General features: G+C 71.3%; 21 protein-coding genes. 9 read left to right on the top strand and 12 right to left on the bottom strand.

All coding sequences use genetic code 11. The annotated features are described in order from the left end of the window. The first annotated feature begins 10 nt into the window (after positions 1-10). Complete coding sequence (locus JJQ90_RS10705) at positions 11-898, top strand: MBL fold metallo-hydrolase (protein ID WP_216875091.1); 888 nt, start codon at positions 11-13, stop codon at positions 896-898. A 138-nt stretch (positions 899-1,036) separates the two neighbouring features. Continuing rightward, positions 1,037-1,825: an alpha/beta fold hydrolase gene (locus tag JJQ90_RS10700; RefSeq protein ID WP_216875090.1), complete on the top strand. Its 789-nt coding sequence runs from the start codon at positions 1,037-1,039 to the stop codon at positions 1,823-1,825. Here the strand turns inward: JJQ90_RS10700 and hpxZ are convergent. Continuing rightward, on the bottom strand, positions 1,819-2,214 hold the full coding sequence (gene hpxZ, locus JJQ90_RS10695) for an oxalurate catabolism protein HpxZ (RefSeq protein ID WP_216875088.1): 396 nt from the start codon (positions 2,212-2,214) through the stop codon (positions 1,819-1,821). The two genes, JJQ90_RS10700 and hpxZ, sit on opposite strands and share 7 nt — an antisense overlap. Then, the gene (locus tag JJQ90_RS10690; protein WP_216875086.1) at positions 2,214-3,377 is read right to left on the bottom strand and encodes an amidase; all 1,164 of its coding nucleotides are present in this window, start codon (positions 3,375-3,377) and stop codon (positions 2,214-2,216) included. Before JJQ90_RS10690 ends, hpxZ begins: the two co-directional genes overlap by 1 nt. Before the next feature lie 83 nt (positions 3,378-3,460). Between JJQ90_RS10690 and JJQ90_RS10685 the strand changes: the two genes are divergently transcribed. Beyond that, on the top strand, positions 3,461-4,249 hold the full coding sequence (locus JJQ90_RS10685) for an SDR family NAD(P)-dependent oxidoreductase (RefSeq protein ID WP_216875084.1): 789 nt from the start codon (positions 3,461-3,463) through the stop codon (positions 4,247-4,249). Positions 4,250-4,252: 3 nt separating this feature from the next. On the opposite strand, the gene JJQ90_RS10680 is transcribed toward JJQ90_RS10685, so the two are convergent. From JJQ90_RS10680 to JJQ90_RS10670, 3 genes are read right to left on the bottom strand one after another with little or no spacing between them, the layout of a single operon-like run. Next, the gene (locus JJQ90_RS10680) at positions 4,253-5,476 is read right to left on the bottom strand and encodes a serine hydrolase domain-containing protein (RefSeq protein WP_216875082.1); all 1,224 of its coding nucleotides are present in this window, start codon (positions 5,474-5,476) and stop codon (positions 4,253-4,255) included. A gap of 23 nt (positions 5,477-5,499) precedes the next feature. Further along, on the bottom strand, positions 5,500-7,125 hold the full coding sequence (locus tag JJQ90_RS10675) for a hydantoinase B/oxoprolinase family protein (protein WP_216875080.1): 1,626 nt from the start codon (positions 7,123-7,125) through the stop codon (positions 5,500-5,502). After that, positions 7,125-9,161 (bottom strand): hydantoinase/oxoprolinase family protein, encoded by a 2,037-nt coding sequence (locus JJQ90_RS10670; protein WP_216875078.1) that lies wholly within the window; start codon positions 9,159-9,161, stop codon positions 7,125-7,127. Before JJQ90_RS10670 ends, JJQ90_RS10675 begins: the two co-directional genes overlap by 1 nt. 161 nt (positions 9,162-9,322) lie before the next feature. Here JJQ90_RS10670 and mdlC point away from each other — a divergent pair, with 161 nt between their 5' ends. Genes mdlC through JJQ90_RS10655 form a run of 3 tightly spaced genes read left to right on the top strand, consistent with a single transcriptional unit; the run spans position 9,323 to position 12,806 of the window. Further along, positions 9,323-10,921 (top strand): benzoylformate decarboxylase, encoded by a 1,599-nt coding sequence (mdlC, locus tag JJQ90_RS10665; protein WP_216875075.1) that lies wholly within the window; start codon positions 9,323-9,325, stop codon positions 10,919-10,921. A 36-nt stretch (positions 10,922-10,957) separates the two neighbouring features. Continuing rightward, entirely contained in the window at positions 10,958-11,923 is a 966-nt protein-coding gene (locus JJQ90_RS10660) for a Bug family tripartite tricarboxylate transporter substrate binding protein (RefSeq protein WP_216875073.1), read from the top strand. Positions 11,924-11,960: 37 nt separating this feature from the next. Beyond that, positions 11,961-12,806, top strand: a complete 846-nt coding sequence (locus JJQ90_RS10655) for a cytochrome c (RefSeq protein WP_216875071.1) — start codon at positions 11,961-11,963, stop codon at positions 12,804-12,806. Positions 12,807-12,851: 45 nt separating this feature from the next. Here JJQ90_RS10655 and JJQ90_RS10650 read toward each other — a convergent pair whose 3' ends face one another. Genes JJQ90_RS10650 through JJQ90_RS10635 form a run of 4 tightly spaced genes read right to left on the bottom strand, consistent with a single transcriptional unit; the run spans position 12,852 to position 16,230 of the window. Further along, positions 12,852-13,820 carry a Bug family tripartite tricarboxylate transporter substrate binding protein gene (locus JJQ90_RS10650; protein ID WP_216875069.1) on the bottom strand — a complete coding sequence of 323 codons (969 nt, stop codon included), beginning with the start codon at positions 13,818-13,820 and terminating at the stop codon, positions 12,852-12,854. 29 nt (positions 13,821-13,849) lie between these two features. Continuing rightward, the gene (locus JJQ90_RS10645) at positions 13,850-14,878 is read right to left on the bottom strand and encodes an amidohydrolase family protein (protein WP_230410523.1); all 1,029 of its coding nucleotides are present in this window, start codon (positions 14,876-14,878) and stop codon (positions 13,850-13,852) included. After that, a complete protein-coding gene (locus JJQ90_RS10640) occupies positions 14,875-15,450 on the bottom strand; it encodes a carboxymuconolactone decarboxylase family protein (RefSeq protein ID WP_216875067.1) in 576 nt (191 codons plus the stop codon). Before JJQ90_RS10640 ends, JJQ90_RS10645 begins: the two co-directional genes overlap by 4 nt. Before the next feature lie 12 nt (positions 15,451-15,462). Next, on the bottom strand, positions 15,463-16,230 hold the full coding sequence (locus tag JJQ90_RS10635) for an IclR family transcriptional regulator (RefSeq protein WP_216875065.1): 768 nt from the start codon (positions 16,228-16,230) through the stop codon (positions 15,463-15,465). A gap of 207 nt (positions 16,231-16,437) precedes the next feature. Between JJQ90_RS10635 and JJQ90_RS10630 the strand changes: the two genes are divergently transcribed. Continuing rightward, the gene (locus JJQ90_RS10630; protein ID WP_216875063.1) at positions 16,438-17,238 is read left to right on the top strand and encodes an SDR family NAD(P)-dependent oxidoreductase; all 801 of its coding nucleotides are present in this window, start codon (positions 16,438-16,440) and stop codon (positions 17,236-17,238) included. A gap of 15 nt (positions 17,239-17,253) precedes the next feature. Here JJQ90_RS10630 and JJQ90_RS10625 read toward each other — a convergent pair whose 3' ends face one another. The 3 genes from JJQ90_RS10625 to JJQ90_RS10615 form a co-directional block, all read right to left on the bottom strand. Next, positions 17,254-19,299, bottom strand: a complete 2,046-nt coding sequence (locus JJQ90_RS10625; RefSeq protein ID WP_216875061.1) for an HWE histidine kinase domain-containing protein — start codon at positions 19,297-19,299, stop codon at positions 17,254-17,256. A gap of 214 nt (positions 19,300-19,513) precedes the next feature. Beyond that, positions 19,514-20,476, bottom strand: a complete 963-nt coding sequence (locus tag JJQ90_RS10620; protein ID WP_216875059.1) for an ornithine cyclodeaminase family protein — start codon at positions 20,474-20,476, stop codon at positions 19,514-19,516. Beyond that, the gene (locus tag JJQ90_RS10615) at positions 20,476-21,207 is read right to left on the bottom strand and encodes a maleate cis-trans isomerase family protein (protein WP_216875057.1); all 732 of its coding nucleotides are present in this window, start codon (positions 21,205-21,207) and stop codon (positions 20,476-20,478) included. The genes JJQ90_RS10620 and JJQ90_RS10615 overlap by 1 nt, the downstream gene beginning before the upstream one ends. 97 nt (positions 21,208-21,304) lie before the next feature. On the opposite strand from JJQ90_RS10615, the gene JJQ90_RS10610 reads away from it, so the two are divergent. After that, the gene (locus JJQ90_RS10610) at positions 21,305-21,949 is read left to right on the top strand and encodes a GntR family transcriptional regulator (protein WP_216875055.1); all 645 of its coding nucleotides are present in this window, start codon (positions 21,305-21,307) and stop codon (positions 21,947-21,949) included. Beyond that, the gene (locus JJQ90_RS10605) at positions 21,949-23,268 is read left to right on the top strand and encodes a dihydroorotase (RefSeq protein ID WP_216875053.1); all 1,320 of its coding nucleotides are present in this window, start codon (positions 21,949-21,951) and stop codon (positions 23,266-23,268) included. Before JJQ90_RS10610 ends, JJQ90_RS10605 begins: the two co-directional genes overlap by 1 nt. Positions 23,269-23,297: the final 29 nt, after the last annotated feature.

Raw genomic sequence — 23,297 nt, 5'->3', positions numbered from 1 at the left:
GGACCACAGCATGACCAGCAGCGCGATCCAGCAGGTGCCCGGCGTATTCCACCGGCGAGTCGGCGACATCCTCGTCACCGCGCTGAGCGACGGCCACCAGGACGCGCCGCTGTCGACCCTCGGCGATATCGCGCAGGAGGACGCCGCCGCGCTGCTGCACAGCGCCTTCCGCCCGGTGCCGCGCCGCACGGCGGTGAACGGCTTTCTGGTCCGCCATGGCGACCGCGTGGCGCTGATCGACACCGGCTGCGGCCCCTCCAAGCCCACGGTCGGGCGGCTGGCGGGCAATCTGGCGGCGGCAGGCGTCGCGGCGGAGTCGGTGGACACGCTGCTGATGACGCATCTGCATCCCGACCATTTCGGCGGGCTGACCGGACCGGATGGCGCGCCGCTCTATCCGCGGGCCGAGTTCCGCCTGCATGTCGCCGAACACGCCTATTGGCGGGATGACGCCGCCATGGCCGCCTGCGATGCCGCCCGCCGCGCCGCCTTCTTCGGCGGCGCCCGTGCCCGGCTGGACGCCTATGCCGACTGCACCAGCCTGTTCAGCGCCGGTGAGGTCTTTCCCGGCGTCACCGCCATCCCGCTGCCCGGCCACACCCCCGGCCATACCGGCTTCCTCATCGCCTCCGGCAGCAAATCCCTGCTGATCTGGGGCGATATCGTGCATGTGCCGGAGGTGCAGGTGCCGCGGCCGGAGGCGACGATGGCGGTGGATGTGGACCCCGCCCAGGCCGCCGCTACGCGCCGCCACATTTTTGACCGCGTGGCGACGGACCGGCAGGCGATCGCCGGCATGCATCTGCATTTCCCGGCCCTGGCGCATCTGGCCCGGGAGGGTGACGGCTATAGGCTGGTGGCCGATGCCTGGACCCTCGACCTCGACGGAGACATCTGATCCGGAACCCGGCGAAGTGCTGACGCACTTCACCCTCAGGCGCCGGCGCTTCGCTTGGCTCGCCACATCCGTGGCGGGCCGCATTCGCGGCCTCAGCCTGCTTCGCAGGCTGCAGGTCAGGACTGGAGGACATATCTGATGCCCTGGATCGACACCGCCGGCATCGCCCTGCGCTACGAGGTCACCGGCACCAGCCCCGAAACCCTGCTGCTGCTGCTGCATGAAATGGGCGGCAGCCTGGAAAGCTGGGACCCGCTGCTGCCGCTGCTGGCGCCGCGCTTCCGCATCATCCGCCACGACCAGCGCAATGCGGGCCTTTCGGAAAAGCCGCTCGGCCCGATGACCATCGACCAGTCGGGGCGGGACGCGATAGCGCTGCTGGATGCGCTGGGCGTCACCGAGCCCGTGGTGGTGATCGGCACCGCCGTCGGCGGCGCGCTGGCGCTGCACCTGGCCGCGACCTTTCCGGACCGGGTGCGGGCGGCCATCGTCACCTCCCCCGCCACCGGCGTCCCGGCCTCCGCCCGCCAGGGCGTGCTCGACCGCGCCGCGCGGCTGGAGCGGGATGGGCTGCGCGCCGTGGTGGATGACGGCCTGGCGCTGAGCTACCCGCCTGTGCTGCGCGGCGATGCGGCGCGATTCGCGGCGGTGCGGGCGCATCGCATGGGCATCGACCCCGCCGGCTTCGCCGCCACCCTGCGCATGCTGGCCGACCTGGACATGACGGCGGAACTGCCGCGCATCGCCTGCCCCGTGCTGGTCATCGCCGGCCAGCACGACCTGACCCGCCCGCCGGAACGCGTGGCCCCGGTGGCGGAGGCGATTCCCGGCGCGGTGTTCCGGGTGCTGGAGAGCGGCCATTTCATGGCGCTCCAGACCCCCGAATTGCTGGCGGAGGCGATCCTGACCTTCCTCGAAGGTCAATAAGCCGGCGAGGATTCCGTCACCGAGACATGGGCGGCAACGACCTTCCAGCCCACATCCGGAAACCTCACAAAAGTCTGGCTCTGCCGCCCCGGCATGTCGCGCCCGCGCATGTCGAATTCCAGGTTCACGGTCGCGAAATCGCGCCCCAGCGTGGTGATGACCAGCCGGCGGTGGTGCAGCTTGATGCCCGGCCCCGGCGGCCGGCGCACGCGATGCGCGTGGATCTCGTCAAAACCATAGCCATTCTCATGGATGGCGTAGCGGATGGTATGCGGCGAATTCCAGAAGGTGGCATCCAGCACATCCACATCCTTGTCGATCAGCGCCTGTTCGTAGCGTTCGAACAGCGCGCGGATTTCCGCCACCACCTCCGGGATATTCACCTCCATCAAGCCATCTCCTCCATCGCCAGCGCCATGCGCAGCAGCAGGGTGTCCGCACCGCGCGCCGCGAGCAAGGACAGGCCCACGGGCCGGCCCTGCGCCATGGCGCCCGGCAGGCTGATCTGCGGATGCCCGGCCAGCCCGCCCTGGGCGCAGAGGCACAGGATCTGGTCGCGGATCGGCGTCAGCGCCGACAGCGGCAGCCCGGCCTTGGGCGCCGGGAAGGGCGTGGTGGGCATGGCGAGCACCGTGCCCGGCGGCAGCAGATGGCGCAGCCGGCCCCGCGCCTCCTGCCGCATCAGCGCCGCCCAGCCCCGCTCCGCCTCCGCCGTCGCCGCGCCCAGCACCAGGCCGCGGGCGACGGAGAAGGCGAAGCGCGGATTGTCGCGCTCGATCCATTCCCGGAATGTCTCCCAGGCCTCGATGGGCTGCAAGGTCCGCTGGGCACGGCCCCAGGCGGTCAGGCCAGGCGGCGCCATCACCTCCTCCCGCCAATCCGGGACGATCTTTTTCAGCCGGTCGAGCATGGGGGCCAGGGCGGCGGCCGTCTCGGCCTCGGCGAAGCCGAAGGCTTCGGTGGCGATGATGAGCTTCGCGGGCAGCGCCTCGGCCACCTTTTCCCCCAGCAGCACTTCGGAGACGTGGGCAAAGGTCGCGGCGTCGCGGGCGAACCAGCCGGTGGTGTCGGAACTCGGCGCCTGCGGCAGCATGCCGGTCAGGTCCAGCCGCCCATGCGTCGGGCGGATGCCATGAAGCCCGCAGAAGCTGGCCGGCACGCGGACAGAACCGCCCGTATCCGTCCCCAGTGCCGTCTCACACAGCCCTTGCGCCACGGCGCTGGCGGAGCCGGAGGAGGATCCGCCCGGCACGTATCCCGGCGCGGCGGGGTTCAACGGCGTGCCCTCGAAGGCGTTCTCCCCCAGGATTCCCAGCGAGACCTCGTCGGTGATGGTTTTCCCCACAAGCGTCGCGCCGGCGTCGAGCAGGGTCTGCACCGCCCAGGCATGGCGCACCGGCACCGGATTCTGCCGCGCCCAGTCGGGATTGCCGCCGCCGGTCGGGTGGCCGGCGATGTCGAACAGGTCCTTGGCGGCAAAGCGCAGGCCGGAGAGCGGGCCGCCGGGGCGGCCCTCGATGCAAATCGCGGTTCCGGGCACGAAGGGGGACATCGACGGCTCCTGCGACGTTTCAACGGAGTATGGCGCAGCCCCCCGCGACCGTGGAATGCTACGGTCAAAATGGGGGGATGGCCATGTCACAGGACCCGGCACGGGTCGCGCTCATCACCGGCGCCGGGCGCGGCATCGGCCTCGCCACCGCGCGGCGTTTTCGGGCTGAAGGCTGGCGGGTGGCGCTGCTGGATATCGAGGCGGCGGCGCTGGCGGATGCGATGGCGAAACTGGCGCAGCCAGACGTCACCCTGGCATTGCAATGCGACGTGGCCGATGCCGTCGCCATCACGGCTGCGATACGCGCGGTCCATGCGCATTTCGGCCGGCTGGACGCGCTGGTGAACAATGCCGGCACCGCCGTCTTCAAGCCGATGCTGGAGACGACGCCGGAGGAATGGGCGCGGGTGCTGGCGGTGAACCTCACCGGGCCGTTCCTGACGGTGCAGGCGGCGGCGCCGCTGATGGCGGAAGGCGGCGGTGGGGCGGTGGTGAACATCACCTCCATCTCCGGCCTGCGTGCCTCCACCCTGCGGGTGGCCTATGGCACCAGCAAGGCGGGCCTCGCGCATCTGACGAAGCAGCAGGCGGTGGAACTGGCATCCCTCGGCATTCGCGTGAATGCGGTGGCGCCGGGGCCGGTGGACACCGCCATGGCCAAGGCAGTGCACACGCCGGAAATCCGCCGCGACTACCACGACACCATCCCGCTCGACCGCTACGGGCTGGAGAGTGAGTTGGCCGAGGCGATCTTCTTCCTGTGCAGCGACCGCGCCAGCTACATCACCGGCCAGGTCATCGCCGTGGATGGCGGGTTCGAGGCGACGGGTATCGGATTGCCGACGCTGCGGGCGGCGCGGCGGAACATGTAGCCATCAGTCCACCACCGCCTGATAGCTCAGCACGCGCAATTCGCGCCGCAGCGGCCAGGTGGAGGAGGGCATGAGCTGGGTCAGCAGGATCACCGCCATGTCCTCCGCCGGGTCGACCCAGAAGGCAGTGCTGGCGGCGCCACCCCAGGCGCATTCGCCGGGCGTGCCGAGGATCTGCGCCCGCGCCGGGTCCAGCGTGACGGAGAAGCCGAGGCCGAAGCCGATGCCCTCCGCCGTGCTTTCCGACCAGCGCGGCTGGCCCATCGCCGCCATGTCGCCGCGCAGATGGTTCGACATCATCAGCTCGACGGACTTGCGGCCGAGATAGCGGATGCCGTCGAGCTCCCCCTTGTTCAGCAGCATGCGGCAGAAGCGCAGATAATCCGCCGCGGTGGAGACCAGCCCGCCGCCCCCCGAATGCACTTTTCGGGAGGACAGATAGCGGCTGGTGGCGGGGTCATCGATCAGCTTCAGGCTGCGGTCGCTGGCCAGCGCGTAATTCGCGGCGAAGCGCGCGCCCTGCCCCTCCCGCACATGGAAATCCGTGTCCACCATGCCGAGCGGATCGATCAGCCTTTCCTTGAGGAGGGTCGCGAAAGGCCGGCCGGAGATCACCTCCACCAGATAGCCGAGCACATCGGTGGAGACCGAGTAGTTCCACGCCGTCCCCGGCTCCGCGATCAGCGGCAGTTTTGCGAGTGCTTCCGTCACCTCGCCCAGCGAGGTTTCCGCGCTGCCATAGTCGATGCCTTGATCGCGATACATTGCATCCACGGCGGTCGCCTGCATGAAGCCGTAGGTCAGGCCCGATGTATGCGTCAGCAAATCCCGGAAGGTGATGCCGCGCATCGCCGGCACGGTATCCACCTTGCCGCGCGCACCGCCCGTGCAGACGCGCTGGTTGGCGAAGTATGGCAGGAAGCGGCTGATCGGATCGTCGAGCTGGAAGCGCCCCTCCTCATACAGCATCATGATGGCCACGCTGGTCAGCGGCTTGGTCATGGAATAGATGCGGTGGATCGTCTCCGGAGTCATCGCCTGGCCGCGCGCGAGATCGGCGAGGCCACTGCTGCCGCAATGCGCCACGTCGCCACGGCGCATCACCAGCGTGGTGGCGCCGGCGATCTTGCCATCGGCGACCAGCGCATCCCGCCAGGCATCGATACGCGCCAGCCTTGCGGTGGAAAGTCCGACCGATTCCGGATTTCCGATGCTGATGCCACCCATGGCGCGCTCTCCTGCCGTTCCGCTCACAGATAGCCCATCCGGCGATCGCGTGACGAGGCCTCCGCGTCGCGCGCCTCCAGGGGGCCGAAGCCGCCGCCGCCGCTGGTCTCCAGCCGCACCACATCGCCCTGGCGCAGCGACAGGTTGTCGGTCTTGGGCGGGATCGGCGATTCCACGCCGTCGCGGCGCAGCACCAGCGCGCCCTTCGCGGCTTCTCCGCCGCCGGCCAGGCCATAGGGCGCGTGGTCGAAGCGGTCCATATTGGCGGTGAAGAAGCAGCCGGCGCTGTCGATGCGCCATTCGCGCACCAGCCCCAGCCCGCCGCGGAACTGCCCCGGCCCGCCGCTGCCGCGCCGCAACCCGTAGCGCAGCACCGTAAGCGGCATCTGCGCCTCGATCATCTCTACGGGGATATTGGCGTTGTTGTGCATGCCGGAGGCATAGGCGTTCACGCCATCCTTCACCGGATGCGCACCTGATCCGCCGATCTCGATCTCCACCAGCACTTCCCGTGCCCCGCTTTCCTGCACTGTCTGGAAGGTGGTGACGTAGCTGTTGCCGTAATAGGCGGCGGGGATGAGGTCCGGCACCGCCTGGTGCAGAGCGCCATTCATGGCGTTCAGCAGGCGGTGCGTGACGGCAATGCGATGCGCGACCGGCGCGGGATGGCGCGCATTCACCACCAGCCCCTCGGGCGCCACCACGGTGATCGGGCGGTAGCAGCCGGCGCTCATATGCAGGGATGAATCGGCGCAGCACATCAGCGCGAACATCACCGCCGCATTGGTGCTGGCCAGCGTCGCATTGGTCGGCCCCGCCACCTGCGCGCCACAGCCCGAGAGATCGACCAGCGCCGTCTCCCCGGTGATGGTCAGCGTCACATGCAGGCGGATGCGCTCGCCGATGGCGATGCCGTCGTCGTCGAGGAAATCCTCGAATTCATAGACGCCATCGGGCATGCGGCCGATGGCGGCGCGCATGCCGGCCTCGCTCATATCCAGGATGCGCGCGCCCGCCTCCACCACCGCTTCCGCACCGAAGCGCGTGGCCAGCCGCGACAGGGCGGCGGCGCCGACTTCCAGGCTGGCGAGCTGGGAGGAGAGGTCGCCGAGCAGCAGATCCGGCTTGCGGACATTCTGGCGGATCATCGCCCAGATGCCCTCGTTGCGACGGCCCGCTTCAATGATCTTCACGGGCGGAATGCGCAGACCTTCCTGGAAGATTTCGGTCGCCTTCGCCGCATAGCTCCCCGCGACCAGCCCGCCCACATCGATGTGGTGGCACAGCGTGCCGACGAAGGCGATGCGGGCGCCGTCCTGGAAGACGGGCCGGAAGGCCAGAATGTCCGGCAGGTGCTGGCCGCCGCAATAGGGATCGTTGAAGATGACGACGTCACCCTCATGCCAATCCTCCGCCGGCACATGGTCCGCCAGCAGCGTGCGCAGCGCATGGGTCATCGAATTGAGATGGCCAGGGATGCGCGCGCTCTGCGCCAGGTTGCGCCCCTCCGCATCGAAGACGGCGGTGGAGTAGTCCAGCAGCTCGCGCACGATGGTGCTGCGGCTGGTGCGCCAGATGGTGATGTCCATCTCCGCCGCCGCCGCATTCAGCGCGTTGCGGATCACCTCGATCTCGATGGGTCCGAGCATCACACCATCCTCCGCGCGACGATGGCGCCTTCGGGGTCGAGGGAGGCCTGCCAGTGGCGGGCGATGACATGGGTGGCGAAGGCTTCCTCGATGATGGCGGGGCCTACCAGCGCCTCGCCCAGCCGCAACGCCTCCCGCCGCCAGACCGGCCAGTCGCTGGCCGTGCCACCCTGCCAGATGCGGCGCGTGCCAGGCATGGTGGCGGCATCCGCCGCCTCCGGCGCTGCCTCCGCCGGCTTGTCGAGGCGGCCGATGGCGGTGGCGCGCAGGGTGACGATCTCCACCGGATCGCCTTCCGCCGCGTAGGAGAATCGCGCACGATGCGCGCTGTGGAAGCGCGCCACCAGCGGCGCCAAAGCCGGCGCCTCCGGCCAGGGCACCAGCAGCTCAAAAGCCTGGCCGCGATAGCGCAGATCGGCGGCGATCTCGACCGCACGCCGATCCTCCGGCACCTCATCCGCCGCCAGCCGCGCCATGCCTTCGGCCCGCAGCGAGGCGACGGCCTCGGCCAGCAGCAAGGCCTGCGATTCATCGGCCGCATAGAGCCGCGACCGCGCGATGTCCTGCGCCAGGTCGGAGAACAGGATGCCATAGGCCGAGAGCGTGCCCGGCTCCCGCGGGAAGATCACCTCGGTGATGCCGAGTTCATCGGCCACTTCCGTCGCATGCAGCCCGCCCGCGCCACCGAAGGACAACAGCGAAAATTCGCGCGGATCGAGCCCCTTCTCGAACAGCGAAAGCCGCACGGCGGCGGCGAGCTGCGCATTGGTGACGCGCAGCACGCCCTCCGCCGCTTCCTCCGTCCCCAGTCCGAGCGGCGTGCCGACGCGCGCCGCCATCGCGTCCCGCGCCGCCGCCAGGTCCAGCGTCATCGCACCGCCGAGAAAGAAATCCGGATCGAAGCGGCCGAGCACCGCATTGGCGTCCGTTACCGTGGGTTCCACCCCGCCGCGCCCGTAGCAGACCGGCCCGGGCCTGGCGCCGGCGCTGCGCGGCCCGGCGGTCAGCCGTCCCGCCGCATCCACGGCGGAGATGGAGCCACCGCCGGCGCCGATGGTGCGCATTTCGACCATCGGCAGCCGCACCGGCAACCCGCCGACCTCGCCCTGCGTCACCAGCCCGATGCGATGGTCCTGCACCACGCTGACATCGAAGCTGGTGCCGCCCATGTCGACCGCAACGAGATTGGGCCGCGACAGCCGGCGCGAAAGCCGCTCCGCCGCGAGCGCGCCGCCGGAGGGGCCGGAGAGCAGCAGCCGCGCCGGCTGTTCGGCCGCGTGGCGCAGGCTGCACATGCCGCCATTCGACTGCACCAGGAAGATGCGCGGCGCAAAACCGCCCTCCCCCAGCCGCGATTCCAGCCTTTCGAGGTAGCGCCGCACCACCGGCATCAGCAGCGCGTTCAGCACCGTGGTGGACAGGCGTTCGTATTCGCGGATTTCCGGGCTGACCTCGGAGGAGAGGCTCACCGGCACGCCGGGCAGCGCCTGCGCCACGGCATCCCGCAGCGCCTGTTCATGGGCGGGATTGGCATAAGCATGCAGCAGGCCGATGGCGACCGCTTCGGGTGCCGCCGCGCGCAGCCGCGCCATCACCGCGCCGAGGCCATCCAGCTTCTGTTCCACGCTGCCATCGGCGCGCAGCCGTTCGACCACGCCGAAGCGCATGTCGCGCGCGATCAGGCAGGGGAAGGGGTCGGGCGCCAGGCCGTAGATGTCGCGGCGGACGTGCCGCGTGATCTCCAGCACATCCTCGAAGCCCGCGGTGGTCAGCAGCACGCCGCGCGCCAGCTTGCGTTCCAGCACGGCATTGGTGGCGATGGTCGTGCCATGCAGCAGCAGCCCCACCTCGGCCAGCGAGAAGCCGAAGCGCGCCGCCGCCTCCCGCACCCCGGTCAGCAGGCCCTCGGAGGGATCGGCGGGGGTGGTGGGCGTCTTCCAGGCCTGGATGCGGCCCTGGCGGGCATCGAGGATCTGCAGGTCGGTGAAGGTGCCGCCGATATCGACGGCGATGCGCACGGGCTTCGCGGCGCTCATCCGCGGGGCGATTCCATCGGCGGCGTGGTGGATTTCGGCATTCGCATTCTCCGGCTGCATCGCGATGGAACACGAGGATGGCACCCGGATGGAAGCCCCCCTGCCCGTGCTTGCCGCAGGAGGCCGGCGGCACCTATGCTTTTCCCCAGAGGGGAAACGGAATGAACGGCATGACCACGGTGCGCCAGGCGGTGCTCGACCTGTTGCGGTCGCTTGGCGTCACCACGGTCTTCGGCAATCCCGGCTCCACCGAGATGCCCTTCCTCGACCGCTTCCCGGGTGATTTCCGCTATATCCTCGGCCTGCAGGAATCCTGCGTCGTCGGCATGGCGGATGGCTATGCGCGCGCCAGCGGCCAGGCGGCCTTCGTCAACCTGCATTCGGCGGCCGGCGTCGGCCATGCGCTGGGCAATGTCTTCACCGCCCATCGCAACCAGGCGCCGCTGGTCATCACCGCCGGCCAGCAGGTGCGGGCATTGCTGCCGAACCAGCCCTTTTTGGGCGCGACGGATGCCGCGCAATTCCCGAAGCCGTACGTCAAATTCAGCATCGAGCCGGCGCGGGCGGAGGATGTGCCGGCCGCCATCGCCCAGGCGCATCGGATCGCGCTGCGCAAACCCTGCGGCCCGACCTTCGTCTCCATCCCCGCCGATGACTGGGCCCGGCCCTGCGCGCCGCTGGTGCCGCGCATCCTGTCACCCGACAGCGCCCCCGATCCGGCGCTGATCGCGGAAGCCGCGCGCGCACTCGCGGCATCGCGCCGGCCGGTGCTGGTGGCGGGGCCGGAGGTGGATCAGGAAGGCATCGGCCCAGCTTTCGTCGCCCTGGCGGAGGCGATCGGAGCCCCGGTGCTGACCAGCCCCTTCGCCAGCCGCATCGCCTTCCCCGAGGATCATCCGCTCTTCGCCGGCTTCCTGGCCGCCGCGCCGCAGGCGGTTTCCGACGCGCTGGCGCCGTTCGACTGCGTGCTGGTGGTGGGTGCGCCGGTCTTCACCTTCCACGTGGCGGGGGAGGCCACGGTCTTCGGCCGCGGCGTGCCCATCTTTCACCTGACTGCGGATGATGCCACCGCGGCCAGCGCGCCCGCCGGCACCAGTATTCTGGGGAGCCTGCGCTTTTCCGTCCCGGCCCTGACGGCGGCCTTGCCTGAGATGCAGCGCACGCCGCCGCCGCCCCGCATGGCCGCGACACCGCCTTTGCCGGCAGACCCCATCCCCGCCGCGTGGCTGCTGCACCGCCTGCATCTGGCGATTCCCAAAAATACGATCCTGGTGGAGGAGGCGCCGTCGCATCGGCCGGCGATGCAGGCGCAGATGCCGCGCAGCCGTTGGGGCAGCTTCTTCACCATGGCCAGTGGTGGGCTCGGCTACAGCCTGCCGGCGGCGGTGGGCGTGGCGCTGGCCAAGCCGGACCAGCGCGTGGTCTGCCTGATCGGCGACGGCTCCATGATGTATTCGCCGCAGGCGCTGTGGACCGCCGTGCAGCACAGGCTGCGCCTGACCACCGTCGTCATCAACAATGGCGGCTACGGCGCCATGCGCTCCATCGGCCAGGCCATGCAGGTGCGCGACATCCCCGGTATCGACCTGCCGGGCCTCGACTTCGTCCGCATCGCGGAAGGCATGGGCTGCCCCGGCCTGCGCGTCACCGACCCCGCCCGGCTCGACGCCGCCCTGCGCGAGGCCTGCCAGGCGGAGGGACCGATGCTGGTGGAGGTCGTCGTCGATGCGGCGGTCCCCACGCTCTATCACAAGGCCTGAGAAACGGGCCGGGACACCCAGGGAGAGACAACGCCCATGCCCATCCTCACCCGCCGCCTCACGCTCGCCGCCGGCGCCTGGCTCGCCACGCCGGCCCTCGCCCAGGCCTGGCCCGCGCGCCCGGTGCGCATCGTCGTGCCCTTCCCGCCCGGCGGGCTGGTGGACATGCTGGCCCGCGCCCTGGCGCCGCGCCTGTCGGAACGCTTCGGCCAGCCCTTCGTGGTGGAAAACCGGGCCGGCGCCGGTGGCAATATCGGCGCGGATGCCGTGGCCAAATCCGCGCCGGATGGGCACACGCTGCTGGCCAGCTCGCTCGGGCCGGTGGCGGTGAACCAGTACATCTACCGCGCCATGCCCTTCGACACGCAGACCGCCTTCGCGCCCATCGTGCTGCTCATCAGCACGCCCAAGGTGCTCTGCGTCGGCCCCGCGCGGCCGTGGCGGGATGTGACGGCCGTGGTCGCCGCGGCGAAGGCCGCGCCCGGCACGCTGACCGGTGGCTCCGCCGGCCCGGGCACCAGCCTGCATCTGGCGCTGGAGTTGTTCAAGCAGACCACCGGCACCGATATCCAGCACATCCCCTATCGTGGCGCGGCGCAGGCCATCACGGATCTGGTGGGCGGGCAGATCGACCTCATCATCGACAACCTGCCCAATATCCTGGGCCAGATCACCGGCAGGCAGGTGCGCGCCTTGGCGGCCGCCACGCCGCAGCGCCTGCCGCAATTGCCACAGGTGCCGACCATGGCGGAGGCCGGCATCGACTTCGTCTTCGGCACCGCCTTCGGCCTGGTCGCGCCCGCGGGCACCGATGCCGCCATCGTCCAGCGCCTGTCGGCCGCGGTGACGGAGGCGCTGCGCGATCCGGCCATCGGCGGCCGGCTGGCGCAGCAGGGGGCCATCCTCGGCGGTGGCACGCCGGCCGATTTCGCCGCGCTGATCGCGCGGGAGAAGGCGACGCTGGAACCGGTGATCCGCGCCGCCGGCATCCGTGCGGAATAGTCGCCAAGAGCTTCGAAAGAGCAGGAACAAAGTACCGATGAATCGAGCCCGCCCATGGCGACCCCTCCTCGGCCTGATGCTGGCCTTCGGCTTCGTCGTCACCGGCGCCTCGGCCGCGCAGCTCGTCATCCATGACGGCGCGCGACGGACGGAAATCGACACCGCCGCGCTGCTGGCGCGGCCGGACCGGGCGGAGGTCGCGATCGAGCGCGACCAGGCCTATGGCGGGGCCACGCGCTACCAGGCGGTGCCGCTCGCCGCGCTGCTGGAGAGCTTCCCGACGGAAGACCCCGGCGGCACCCTGGAAGCCGCAGCAACCGATGGTTTCGCCGCGCAGATCCCGCTCTCCGTGGTGCGCAGCGCGGGGCCGGATGCCGCGCGCGGCTGGCTGGCGATCGAGACGCCGGAAGCCGCCTGGCCGTCCCTGCCGGGCAAGCCTGTCAGCGCCGGGCCGTTCTATATCGTCTGGGAAAGGCCGGCGGCATCCGGCGTCTCCCCGGAATTCTGGGCCTATCAGGTGGCGGCGTTGCGCTATGTCGCCTCCCCGGCGCGGCGCTGGCCGCAGATGACGGTGGAAGCCGGCCTGCCGGCGGACCATCCGGCGCGGGTCGGGCAGGCCGCCTATACCGCGATCTGCCTGTCCTGCCATCGGATCAATGGCGCCGGTTCGGCCGATATGGGTCCCGACCTGAACCGGCCGATGAGCCCGGTGGAGTATTTCCGAATTCCGGCCCTGCGCCGCTACATCCGCGACCCGTCCAGTGTCCGCACCTGGCCTGACCAGAAGATGCCCGGCTTCACGGTGGAACAGCTCAGCGATCCGCAGCTCGACGGGCTGATCGCCTATTTCGAGCATATGGCGGCCCGCCGCCCGGCGCGTTGAACCCCAATGGGCCGGACCCGGTGGGTCCGGCCAACTGGCGAAAAGTCACTCGGCGCGGATGTTGTTGGCGCGGATGACCTCGCCCCACTTCTCCAGCTCACGCCGCATGAAGGCGCCGAATTCCGCGCGGCTGTTGCCACCCGGGATCGCGCCCTGCCCGTCCAGCTGGCGGCGCACCTGCGGGTCGTTCAGCGCGCCGGCCAGGGCCGCGTGCAGCGCCACCAGGATCGGCTCCGGCGTGCGGGCCGGCGCCACGAAGCCGTGCCAGTTGCTGGCATCGACGGCCGGCAGCCCGACCTCCCGCATCGTCGGCACATCCGGGATCCAGGACAGGCGCTCCGCCGTGCCCACCGCCAGCGCCCGCATGGTGCCGCCACGGATATGGCCGAGCAGCACGGGCAGGTCGGCGAAGCCCATCTGCACCTCATTGGTCAGGATCGCGGTGGAGAGCGCGCCGCCGGAGCGGTACGAGATATGGACGATGTCGATCCCCGCCGCCGCGCGAAGCTGTTCCGCCGCCAGATGCGGCATGCTGCCCGATCCGGTGGAGCCGAAGTTCAGCGCGCCGGGCCGTGCCTTCGCCGCCGCGATCAGCTCCTGGATCGTCTGGAAGCCGGTCGCCACCGGCACCACCAGCGGCTCGGGCACCAGCACGCCGAGGGTGAGCGGCGCCAGGTCGGTCAGGGGGTTATAGGGCGTGCCGCGATCGAGGCCCGGCGAGATGGCCAGGGCCCCGGCGCTGCCCATGCCGAAGACATAGCCATCGGGGTTCGAGCGCGCGATCACGTCCACGCCCGTCACGCCGCCGGCGCCGGCGCGGTTGTCCACGATCACCGGCTGGCCCAGCGTCGCCGAGAGCTTCGGCACCAGGATGCGCGCCACGATGTCGCTGGGGCCGCCGGCGCCGAAGGGCACGACCAGCCGGATCGGCCGGTCCGGCCAGGCGGGCTGGGCCACGGCCGGCAGAACGGTAAGTGCGCCGAGCAGGGCGCCGAGGGCGAGGCGTCGGATCATTTGGAATTTGCTCCTGGGTGGGATGAAGATCAGTCGAAATCGGGCAGGCGGTAGAAACGGGCAGCGCTGCGCCAGAACAGGTCGGCCTTGGCCTCGGCCGAGGCGCCCTGCGCCAGGCGCTTGAAGGCGTTCCAGCCGGCGGCGTAGCCGAAACCGCCCTTGTCGACGGGGAAGTTGCTCTCGAACATGCAGCGGTCGGTGCCGAAGTTTTGGATGCAGGCTTCCATCCAGGGGCGCCAGGCATCCGCAAGCTGTTCCGAGGAGGGCGCGATCTCGCCCCCCTCGAAGCCGAAGCCCGGCAGCCGCATGCCGAGCCCGCCGAGCTTGACCATCACATTCGGGCAGGTGGCGAGGTCCCGCATGTGCCGCGACCATTCGGCAAACACTTCGTCCCGCTTCCCGGCATAGCGGCCAATTCCCAGGATGCCGCCGCAATGGTCGAGGACGATCGGTGCTTCGGGAAAGGCCCTCGCCAGCGCCGTCAGCCGCGGAATCTGCGGGAAATACAGCCAGGCGTCGTAGCTGAGGCCCAGCGGCGCCAACTGCGCGAAGCCGGCGCGGAATTCGGCTGAATCCAGCATGTCCTCCGCCGGCTGATAGGCCGGGTTCAGCATCGCCGGGTCCGGGTCCCAGGTGGCGATATGGCGGATACCGCGGAAGCGGTCGCCGCCGGCGCGGATATGCGCCTCCAGCACCGGCCGCACCGCCGCGCCGGCCCGCAGGTCGGCGAAGCCGACGATGCCGGCGCAGACCCGCACATCGCCATAGCCGCCGCTGGCGCACATGGCGGCGATGCCATTGGCGAATTCCGTCTCCCCCACCGGCTGCATCTCCACCGGGCCTTCGGCGCGGTGCATGGCGCGGGCCTGGATGAAGACGGTGGCGCGCACGTCATGGCCGCTGCGGATATCGGCCAGCATGTCGTCCAGCAGATAGCGCCAGCCGGGCCGGTCCCACAGATGGTGGTGCGGATCGATGATGAGCTGGCCGGGGTCGAGGATCTCTTCCTGCCGGGCCGCCAGCCAGTCTTCCCGAACCGAAAGATAGTGCGTGCTCATGGCCAGACCGCCGCTTCGGGCTCATCGCCCAGTTCCGGCGCATGCGCCTCCGGCAGGCCGATCTCGAAGGCGTTCAGCGTCAGCGCGACCATGGAGTAGTAGCCGACCAGCGCCACCAACTCGACCATGCCGCGCTCGCCCAGCACCTGCGTGCCGTGGTCGTGCAGCGCCTGCGGCAGGCGCGCGGTTCCGACCAGGATGCGGGCCACGTCATAGACCGCGCGTTCGCGGTCATCGGCCAGCGCCGGTTCGCGGCGCGCGGCGATGGCGGCGATCACCTCCGGATCCATGCCGGCCTTCAGGCCTTCGCGCCTATGCGCCATCCATTCGTAGTGGGAGGTCCAGTGCCGCGCGGTGACCAGGATGGCGAGCTCGCTCAGCTTCGGCTCCAGCGTCGTCTGGTAGCGCAGCAGCTCGCCCAGCTTCTGGCCGCGGCGCGCCAGTTCCGGGTTGCGGATCCAGGCGAACATCGGCGCCGGTACGCGGCCGCGAACACCGGAGACGACCTCGGCGCAGACCTCCGCCTGTTCGGGCGTTCGGTCGGCTTCCGCCGGAAGTGTCAGTCGGGCCATGGTGTTTCCTCCTCAGGCCAGTTCGCGGATCGGCGTCGGATCGCCACCCAGCGCCGCCGTCACCGCCAGCGCCTCCCGCACCACCAGCGATGTGCAGAGCGCTTCCGCCGTGGCGTCGAAGCGATAGAGCGGCATGGTGATGCCGATGGAGCCGGCGAGCAGCCCGCCCGCCCCCAGCACCGGCGCGGCGATGGCGGCGACATCCTGCAACCGCTCCCCCCGGCTGATGATCGGCAGGCGCGGGCGCTGTTCCGGTGGCACGTCCAGCGCCAGCAGCGCGCGGCCATGCCCGCCGATGCCCAGCGGCTGCGCCTCCCCCACCCGCGCGAAATCGCGCACCGGATGCGGGCTTTCCAGGCGGAACAGGCAGCGGCGCCGGTCGCCGTCGCGGACGAAGAAGGTGGCGCTTTCGCCGCTTTCGGCGCGCAGCCGTTCCAGCGCCGGACGCACATGGTCGTCCAGCCGCAGGTTGCGCCGGAAGCGCTCCCCCAGCAGCAGCAGCGTGGCGCCCAGCACATAGCCGCCGGTCGGCAGCCGCTTGACGAAGCCGTGGCTTTCCAGCGTGCCGAGCAGGCGCAGCGCGGTGGTCAAATGCAGCCCGCTGCGCCGCGCGAGATCCGCCAGCGACAGCGCCCCCTCCTCCTCCCGGAACGCATCCAGCAGGGCCAAAGCGCGGTCCACCGCGCGCACATTGCCCTCCAGCCCCGCCACTTCGGAGGGGGTTTCGACAGGGCTCGCACGGCGTGGCCGGGGCGTGGCGGTGTCCTTGGGTTTCCTCATTGCCGGAAAGCCTAGCTGATGCATCCGCAGGATGGAAGTGTGTTGCACTCCGTGGAGAAGGCGGCTATCGCCGCCGCAAGATCAAAAGCCGGAGGACGCCCTGCGGACCGATCGGCCCGGCCATGCCGCCGCGAAGGCACAGGCCCCGGCGGGTGCGGTGATTCCACTGGCATGACACCTGACCTGACCACCCACGGAGGCTCTCGCATGTCCGCTCGCTTCGCCGGCAAGATCGTTCTCGTCACCGGCGCCGGTTCCGTCGGCACCGGCTGGGGCAATGGCCGCGGCATCGCCGTCGGCTTCGCGCGGGAGGGTGCGACGGTGATCGGCCTCGACCGCGACCAGGAATCGATGGTGGAAACGGCCGCCCGCGTCGCGGAGGTGGATGGCCGCTTCCAGCCGCGGCAATGCGACGTGACGAACAGCGCCGACATCGCCCGCATCGTTGCTGAGATCGTCGCCGAGCATGGCCGCATCGACATCTTGGTGAACAATGTCGGCGGTTCCGCCGCCGGCGGCCCGGTGGAGATGGCGGAGGAGGTCTGGGACGCGCAGATCGACCACAACCTGAAAAGCGTGTTCCTGACCTGCAAGCATGTGATCCCGGTGATGGAAGCCGGCGGCGGCGGCGCCATCGTCAACCTCGCCTCCACCTCCGGCATCCGCTGGACCGGCGCGGCGCAGGTGGCCTATGCGGCGTCCAAGGCCGGCGTCATCCAGTTCTCCCGCGTCGTCGCCATCCAGTATGCGACCAGGGGAATCCGCGCCAACACCGTGGTGCCGGGGCAGATGCACACGCCGATGGTGGAGGTGCGCCTGGCCGGCCAGCGCGCCGGCGGCGATGTGGATGCGATCATCAAGCAGCGCCTCGCCCGAATTCCGCTGGGCTTCGCCGGCGATGGCCGCGACACCGCCAATGCCGTGCTGTTCCTGGCCTCGGAGGAGGCGCGCTTCATCACCGGGACGGAGCTGGTGGTGGATGGCGGCATGTCCGTGCGCTGCGGCTGAAAGCCGCGAGCCACTTCACGCGCCGGACTGGATCCGCTTGAGCGGCAGCCAGGCCTGCCAGACCAGCCCCTCCGCCGGCCATTCCGCCAGCAGCCGGCCGCCGAGCTGGCGTGCCACCGTCGCCTCGACCAGGCTGCTGCCGAAGCCGCGGCGGCTGGGCGGGGTCGGCGCCGCCGGCCCGCCAAGTTCCCGCCAGCACAGGTGAAGCGCCGGACCGGCAGGCTCCTCCACCACCTCCCAGACCACCTCCACCACCCCCCCGGGCTGCGACAGTGCGCCATACTTCGCGGCGTTGGTCGCCAGCTCATGGAAGGCCATGGACAGCGCCTGCACCGCCGCCGGGGTCAGGGACAGGCGCGGGCCGTTGCAGCGCGCCCATGGCCCGCTCGCACCCTGGAACGGCGTCAGCTCGCCCTCCAGCACCGATTGCAGCTCCGCCCCGGCCCAATGCCCCTGGGCCAGCAGCGTATGCGCCCGCGCCAGCGCCATGACACGGCCCTCGATCGCCTCGACGAAGCGGGCCGGGTCGTCGCGCGGGGTCAGCCGCAGGGCGGCCTGCACCACGGCCAGCGCGTTCTTGGCACGGTGGTCCACCTCCCGCGCCAGCAGCGCCTGGCGATCCTCCGCCTCTCGCCGCGCCGTCACATCCTGCGCCGTGCCGATCAGGCGCAGCGCCTCGCCGGTGGCGGGCTGGCGCTCCGCGGCGCGGGCGTAGCATTCCACCCAGCGCCACTGCCCGTCCGGCCGGTGGAAGCGGTAGGTCATCTTGGAGCGTTCGCTCTTGCCTCGGCGCACACCCTCCAACGCCTCTGCCAAGCCTGCCCGATCGTCCGGATGCACATGGTCCTGCCAGGCGGGATAGGGGCCGAAGGCGCCCTCCTTCTCGATGCCGAAGATCTCCAGCATGCGCGCATCGCGGATGGCGATGCCGTAGCGCAGATCCACCTCCCAGGTCCCCAGCTCCGCCGCCTCCAGCGCCAGGCGCTGGCGCTGCGCGCCATCCCGCAGCGCGCGCTCCGCCGCCGTCACGGATTGCCGCAGCCGTTCGAATTCCCGCACGGGTGCCGGCGGAACTTCGCCAGCACTCATCTGGCCTGCCCCGGTTGCCACCGCTTCCGCCCGCGCCACCAGCGCCTCCACCGGCGCCAGCAGGCGGCGCGACAGCGCCGTGGCCAGCAACAGGCCGATGGTCAGTGCCAGCGCGCCGCCCCCGGCCAGCGCCAGCAGCGTGGCGCGGCGGGCGGACTCGAAGGCCGTCTCCGGCTCGTTCACCCAGACCATCCAGCCCGGCGCCAGCATCAGGCGGTGGAATGCGGTGCGGATGGGCGTGCCATCGGCCAGGCTGCGGCCGCGCAGGATGCCGCCCTGGCCAAGCTCCCCATCGTCCGCCCGAGGCGGGCGCCGCTGGCCGACCAGGCGCGCCGGGTCGCGCGAATGGGCAAGGATGGTCCCGCCGGCATCGGTCAGCGCGGCAGCGCTGGGCCCGCCCTCCATCGGCCCCGCCAGCAGCGCCGAGAGCCGCGCCGGCACCAGCGGCATGCCGGCGACGCGCCAGACCTCCCCGCCGCGCAGGATGGGAACCAGGACCAGCGCCACGGCCTGCCCGGAGACCCGCCCGACCGCCAGGTCGGTGACCTGTGGCTGACCGGTGGCGAAGACCCGCTGCACCCAGGGCCCGCCACCGGAACCCAGGCCCTGGCCCGGGCCGGGCAGCGGCGTGCCGGCGGCGACCGAGGTGTTGAGCACCGGACGCCCGTCACGCTCGAACACCACCACCCAGCCGTCGAAGGCCTCGCCGGTCTTGCGGGCGAGATCCTCGAAGCCGGGCGCGCCCGCATCCTCCAGCCCTGGCGAGGCCGCCAGCACGGTCAGGGCGGCCAGGCGGCCCGCGATATGGCTGTTGATGGTGGCGGCCAGGGCCTGGGCGGTATCGATCAGCCGGGACTGGTTGGCCGCGTCGCGCCCGCGCAGGGCTTCCCAGGACACCACCGCCCCGAAGGCGAGCGCCGGCAGCAGCACCGCCAGGACCAGCGCGACCAGATGCAGGCGCAGGCCCGGCAATCGCCGCGGCCGAATCCCCCGCATGTCCTTTGGCAAAGGTTGGTCCTCGACCTTCTGGGGCTCGATCTGCATCGAAACCCTATATCAGGGGTTGCGCCGCGCCGCGCCCATGCACGTTTCGGAATGTTCACCATGCAGGGGCCGATGAGGGAATTTGCCCAGGCCGGGGGTCGGCGACAGTGACATCCGCGTGAGGCCTGGCGCCTCACCCCCGTCATGGCCCGATGCGGCACCCCTTCGGATCGAAATACGGCGCGGCGAGGTCCCGCAGCGCCAGCGCATCCTCCGCCAGGCAGATGTCCTGCGCGGCATTGCCGAGCGACTTGAACACCGTGACCTCCCCGGCATCGCGGCGACCCCGCAGCCGCCCTTCCAGCGCCGCGCCGATCTCGCCCAGCACCCGCGCGCGGTCCAGCGCCCCGCTGGCCAATGGCTGCACCAGGTCGCCGGCACGCGCGAGGCAGGCGGCCTCGCTGTCGCACCAGAACAGGCCGCACCGGGCGAGGTCGTCATCCGCCTCCCGCGTCTCCGGCCGGAAGGCGCCACCGAGATTGACATGGGTGCCGGGCCGCAGCGCCGCGCCGGGGAAGACCGGGATATCCGAGCTGGTCACGGTGGTGACGATATCGGCCTGCGCCACCATCGCCGGATCGGCCACGGCCTCCGCCTCCAGCCCCTCGGCCCGCAACGCGGCGGCCAGCGCCGCCGCCCGCGTCGGCGTGCGGCCGATGATGAGGGTGCGGATGATGGGCCGCACCCGCGCCACCAGCCGCGCGCAGGGTCCCGCCAGGCGGCCGGCGCCGAACACCACATGGGTGGCGGCCTCCGGCCGCGCCAGCAGCCGGGTCGCCGCGGCGATACCGCCCGCGGTGCGCCAGTCGGTGAGGAAATCCGCCGAGAGCAGGCCGAGCGGCGCCAGGCTTTCGCTGTCGAACAGCAGGATCATGGCGGTGCTGGCGGCGCCCCGCGTGGCGATCACCTTCAGGCCGAAGACGCGGCCGGGCAGGTAGCCCGGCATGGCGAAGACCACGCCCGCGCCGTCCGGCCGCGCGATCTCCGACCGCACCGGCACCAGGATCTCGCCGCGCGACAGGGCGATGAAGGCGCGGCTGCTGCTCTCCACCGCCAGTTCCGGCGTCAGGACGCGCTTCAGCTCGGCTTCCGACAGCAGGCGCATCAATGCGCCGCCAGCAGGCGGCCGAGGCCTGGCAGGCGCGTCGCATTGCCGGCGAGCCGCAGCGCCTGCCAGAGCAGCACGCTGTTGGAGGTGAGCACCGGGATACCCAGCTCCGCCTCCAGCGCCGCGATGCTGGCGAAGCTGGGCAGGTCGGTGGCCAGCAGCACCACCGCCTCCGCCCCCTCCCGCGCCAGGCCGTGCACGAAGTCCCGCAGCCGGTCGGGCTGCACCTCCGGCACCTCCCGCATCGCCAGGATATCCAGCGTGGCGTGGCCGGTCAGGCCAAGGCCCTGGGCCTCGAAGAAGGGCGGCGCCAAGGCGTGGATCGCCGCCGGATAGGGCGTGCCGAGGGCGATGCGCCGCGCGCCCAGCGCCGTCAGCGCCGCCTCCATCGCGGTCCAGGCGGAGGCGCAGGGGGTGCCGGTGATGGCGCGCACCGCGGTGGTGCGATGCATGTTCCAGCCCGGTTCCATGATGAAGGTGGTGACCATGTCGGCCAGCAGGATCACATCCACGCCGGTCGCGGCGAGTTCCGCCACGGCGCGGTCCATGTCGCCTTCCATGCGCCGCACGGCCTCCGCCGTCAGGTCGCCGCGCGCCAGGATTCGCGTGGCGTAGAGGGCGGTGCCGGGCGGCAGGACGGACCAGAACTCCGGCTCGATGACCGAGTTGTTCGCCGGCACGACCAGTCCGATGCGCCCTGCGGGGCCGAATTGCGGGGGGGTGGGCATCGGGCGCGGCGGGCCTCATACTGGATCCAGAAATCCACTAGAGGCGGTCACCCGCGGAGCGTCAAGCTGGGCGCACCGCATGCCGGAAGGACGCAGCATGCCGAGTGAATCCGCCCAGGAGCTGTGCCTGGGCTATCTGCGGGAGGAGATCCTCTCCGGCCGCCTGCCCCCCGGCAGCCGCATCCGCCCCGAACAGGTCGCCACCCATCTCGGCCTCAGCCGCATGCCGGTGCGGGAGGCGCTGCATCAGTTGGATGCGGAAGGGCTGGTGACGCTGCGCCCCAATCGCGGCGCCCTGGTGACGGAGCTGAATCGCCGCGACCTGATGGAGATCTTCGAGATGCGCGCTTTGCTGGAGGGCCTCTGCGCCCGCCACGCCGCGCGCCTGGCGACGCCCGCGGATATCGAGGAGCTGGATGCGGAGGCCCAGGCCATGCGCCGCGTGGCGCGCGACCCGGCCCGTTGGGTGGAGCGGCATGAGGCCTTCCACGACCGGCTCTGCCTGCTCGGCGACCGCCCCCGCGCGGCCGCGGAGGCGCGGCGGCTGCGGCTGCTGGTGCGGCCCCTGCTGCGCGGCTTTGCGGCGGTGGAGCGCGACCCCGAGACCCTCGGTCATGAGCATGAGGTGATCGTCGACGCACTGCGGGACGGCGATGCGCGGCGGGCGGAGAAGCTGGCGGTGCTGCATGTGAACGCCAATGCCCATGCCCTGCTCGGCCTGATCCCCGCCCCCGTCCGCTGATGTTCGACAGGCTGATCCTGGGCGGCCGCATCGCCACCGTCACCGGGCTGGTCGAGGCCGGGCTGGCGCTGCGCGATGGGAGGGTCGCGGCCTGGCTGGCGCCCGGGGAGGCGGCGGATGCGGCGGAAGTGATCCGGGCCGAGGGGCTGGTGCTGCTGCCCGGGCTGGTCGACGCCCATGTGCATTTCCGCGACCCCGGCCTGACCCATAAGGAGGATTTTTCCAGTGGCAGCGCCGCGGCCGCGCTGGGGGGTGTGACCACGGCGCTGGTGATGCCGACCGACGTGCCGGCGACGCTGACCGGCGATGAGCTGCGCGCCAAGGCAGCGCTGGTGCCGGGGCGGTCCTGGATCGATATCGGCCTGCAGGGCGCGGCGGTGGCGCCGGGCGAGGTCGCCGGCCTCGCCGCGGCCGGCGCCGTTTCCATCGAGGTGTTTCTCGGCGACATCGCGCCGCATCTGAAGCTGCGCGACGATGCGGCGCTGGCCGGCATCCTGGCCGAGACGGCCGCCGCTGGCCTGACCCTCGGCGTCAGCCCGGCGGATGACGCGGTGATCGGCCCGGCCGAGGCGGCGGCCCGGCGATCGGGCGGCGACCCCCTCGCCTTCTACCGGTCCCGCCCGCCGGAGAGCGAGGCGCGCGGCACCGCGCGGGCGGTGGCCATGGATGGCGGCGCGCTGCATCTGCGCCAGATCTCCTGCCGCGATTCGCTGGCCCTGCTGCGCGCCGCCCGCCTCGCCGGCCGTGACGTCACCGCCGAGACCACACCGCACTACCTGCTGCTGGAGGAGGAGGAAATCCGCCGCCAGGGGCCCTTCGCAAAAATCCTGCCGCCGCTGCGGCAGGCGGCGGATCGCGTGGCGCTGTGGCAGGCCGTGCGGGAGGGCAGCCTGGACATGGTGGCGACCGACCATGCGCCGCATACCGAGGCCGAGAAGATGGCGGATATCTGGACGGCGCCGGGCGGCTTCCCCGGCGTGCAGACCCTGCTGCCGCTGATGCTGCAGGCGGTGACGGAAGGCGCGATCGGCTGGGGCGACCTGGTGCGGCTGTGCTGCGCGGCGCCGGCCCGGCGCTTCGGCCTGGCGCCGCGCAAGGGGTCCCTCTCGGTCGGCGCCGATGCCGATCTCGTGCTGGTGGACCCGGCGCGGGCCGGCGAGATCCGCGACGCCGACCAGGCCAGCCGCGCCGGCCGCACCCCCTTCGCGGGCCGCGCCATCACCGGCTGGCCCGTCGCCACCTTCCTGCGCGGCGCCTGCATCATGCGCGACGGCCATCTTCAGGGCAGGCCGCTCGGCCAGGTGCTGGCGCCGGGTTGAACAGGGCGGCGCAGACAGGGCTTGCCGCC

The sequence above is a fragment of the Falsiroseomonas oleicola genome, assembly GCF_019029495.1.
GTDB lineage: Bacteria > Pseudomonadota > Alphaproteobacteria > Acetobacterales > Acetobacteraceae > Falsiroseomonas > Falsiroseomonas oleicola.
Note: the sequence above shows the minus strand (reverse complement) of the source record. Positions and strands in the feature narration are given on the sequence as shown.

Excerpts from the sequence above, each read along its gene's own strand:
- JJQ90_RS10705 (WP_216875091.1), top strand. The coding sequence starts at position 11 with ATGACCAGCAGCGCGATCCAGCAGGTGCCCGGCGTATTCCACCGGCGA.
- JJQ90_RS10700 (WP_216875090.1), top strand. The coding sequence starts at position 1,037 with ATGCCCTGGATCGACACCGCCGGCATCGCCCTGCGCTACGAGGTCACC.
- hpxZ (WP_216875088.1), bottom strand. The coding sequence starts at position 2,214 with ATGGAGGTGAATATCCCGGAGGTGGTGGCGGAAATCCGCGCGCTGTTC.
- JJQ90_RS10690 (WP_216875086.1), bottom strand. The coding sequence starts at position 3,377 with ATGTCCCCCTTCGTGCCCGGAACCGCGATTTGCATCGAGGGCCGCCCC.
- JJQ90_RS10685 (WP_216875084.1), top strand. The coding sequence starts at position 3,461 with ATGTCACAGGACCCGGCACGGGTCGCGCTCATCACCGGCGCCGGGCGC.
- JJQ90_RS10680 (WP_216875082.1), bottom strand. The coding sequence starts at position 5,476 with ATGGGTGGCATCAGCATCGGAAATCCGGAATCGGTCGGACTTTCCACC.
- JJQ90_RS10675 (WP_216875080.1), bottom strand. The coding sequence starts at position 7,125 with ATGCTCGGACCCATCGAGATCGAGGTGATCCGCAACGCGCTGAATGCG.
- JJQ90_RS10670 (WP_216875078.1), bottom strand. The coding sequence starts at position 9,161 with ATGAGCGCCGCGAAGCCCGTGCGCATCGCCGTCGATATCGGCGGCACC.
- mdlC (WP_216875075.1), top strand. The coding sequence starts at position 9,323 with ATGAACGGCATGACCACGGTGCGCCAGGCGGTGCTCGACCTGTTGCGG.
- JJQ90_RS10660 (WP_216875073.1), top strand. The coding sequence starts at position 10,958 with ATGCCCATCCTCACCCGCCGCCTCACGCTCGCCGCCGGCGCCTGGCTC.
- JJQ90_RS10655 (WP_216875071.1), top strand. The coding sequence starts at position 11,961 with ATGAATCGAGCCCGCCCATGGCGACCCCTCCTCGGCCTGATGCTGGCC.
- JJQ90_RS10650 (WP_216875069.1), bottom strand. The coding sequence starts at position 13,820 with ATGATCCGACGCCTCGCCCTCGGCGCCCTGCTCGGCGCACTTACCGTT.
- JJQ90_RS10645 (WP_230410523.1), bottom strand. The coding sequence starts at position 14,878 with ATGAGCACGCACTATCTTTCGGTTCGGGAAGACTGGCTGGCGGCCCGG.
- JJQ90_RS10640 (WP_216875067.1), bottom strand. The coding sequence starts at position 15,450 with ATGGCCCGACTGACACTTCCGGCGGAAGCCGACCGAACGCCCGAACAG.
- JJQ90_RS10635 (WP_216875065.1), bottom strand. The coding sequence starts at position 16,230 with ATGAGGAAACCCAAGGACACCGCCACGCCCCGGCCACGCCGTGCGAGC.
- JJQ90_RS10630 (WP_216875063.1), top strand. The coding sequence starts at position 16,438 with ATGTCCGCTCGCTTCGCCGGCAAGATCGTTCTCGTCACCGGCGCCGGT.
- JJQ90_RS10620 (WP_216875059.1), bottom strand. The coding sequence starts at position 20,476 with ATGCGCCTGCTGTCGGAAGCCGAGCTGAAGCGCGTCCTGACGCCGGAA.
- JJQ90_RS10615 (WP_216875057.1), bottom strand. The coding sequence starts at position 21,207 with ATGCCCACCCCCCCGCAATTCGGCCCCGCAGGGCGCATCGGACTGGTC.
- JJQ90_RS10610 (WP_216875055.1), top strand. The coding sequence starts at position 21,305 with ATGCCGAGTGAATCCGCCCAGGAGCTGTGCCTGGGCTATCTGCGGGAG.
- JJQ90_RS10605 (WP_216875053.1), top strand. The coding sequence starts at position 21,949 with ATGTTCGACAGGCTGATCCTGGGCGGCCGCATCGCCACCGTCACCGGG.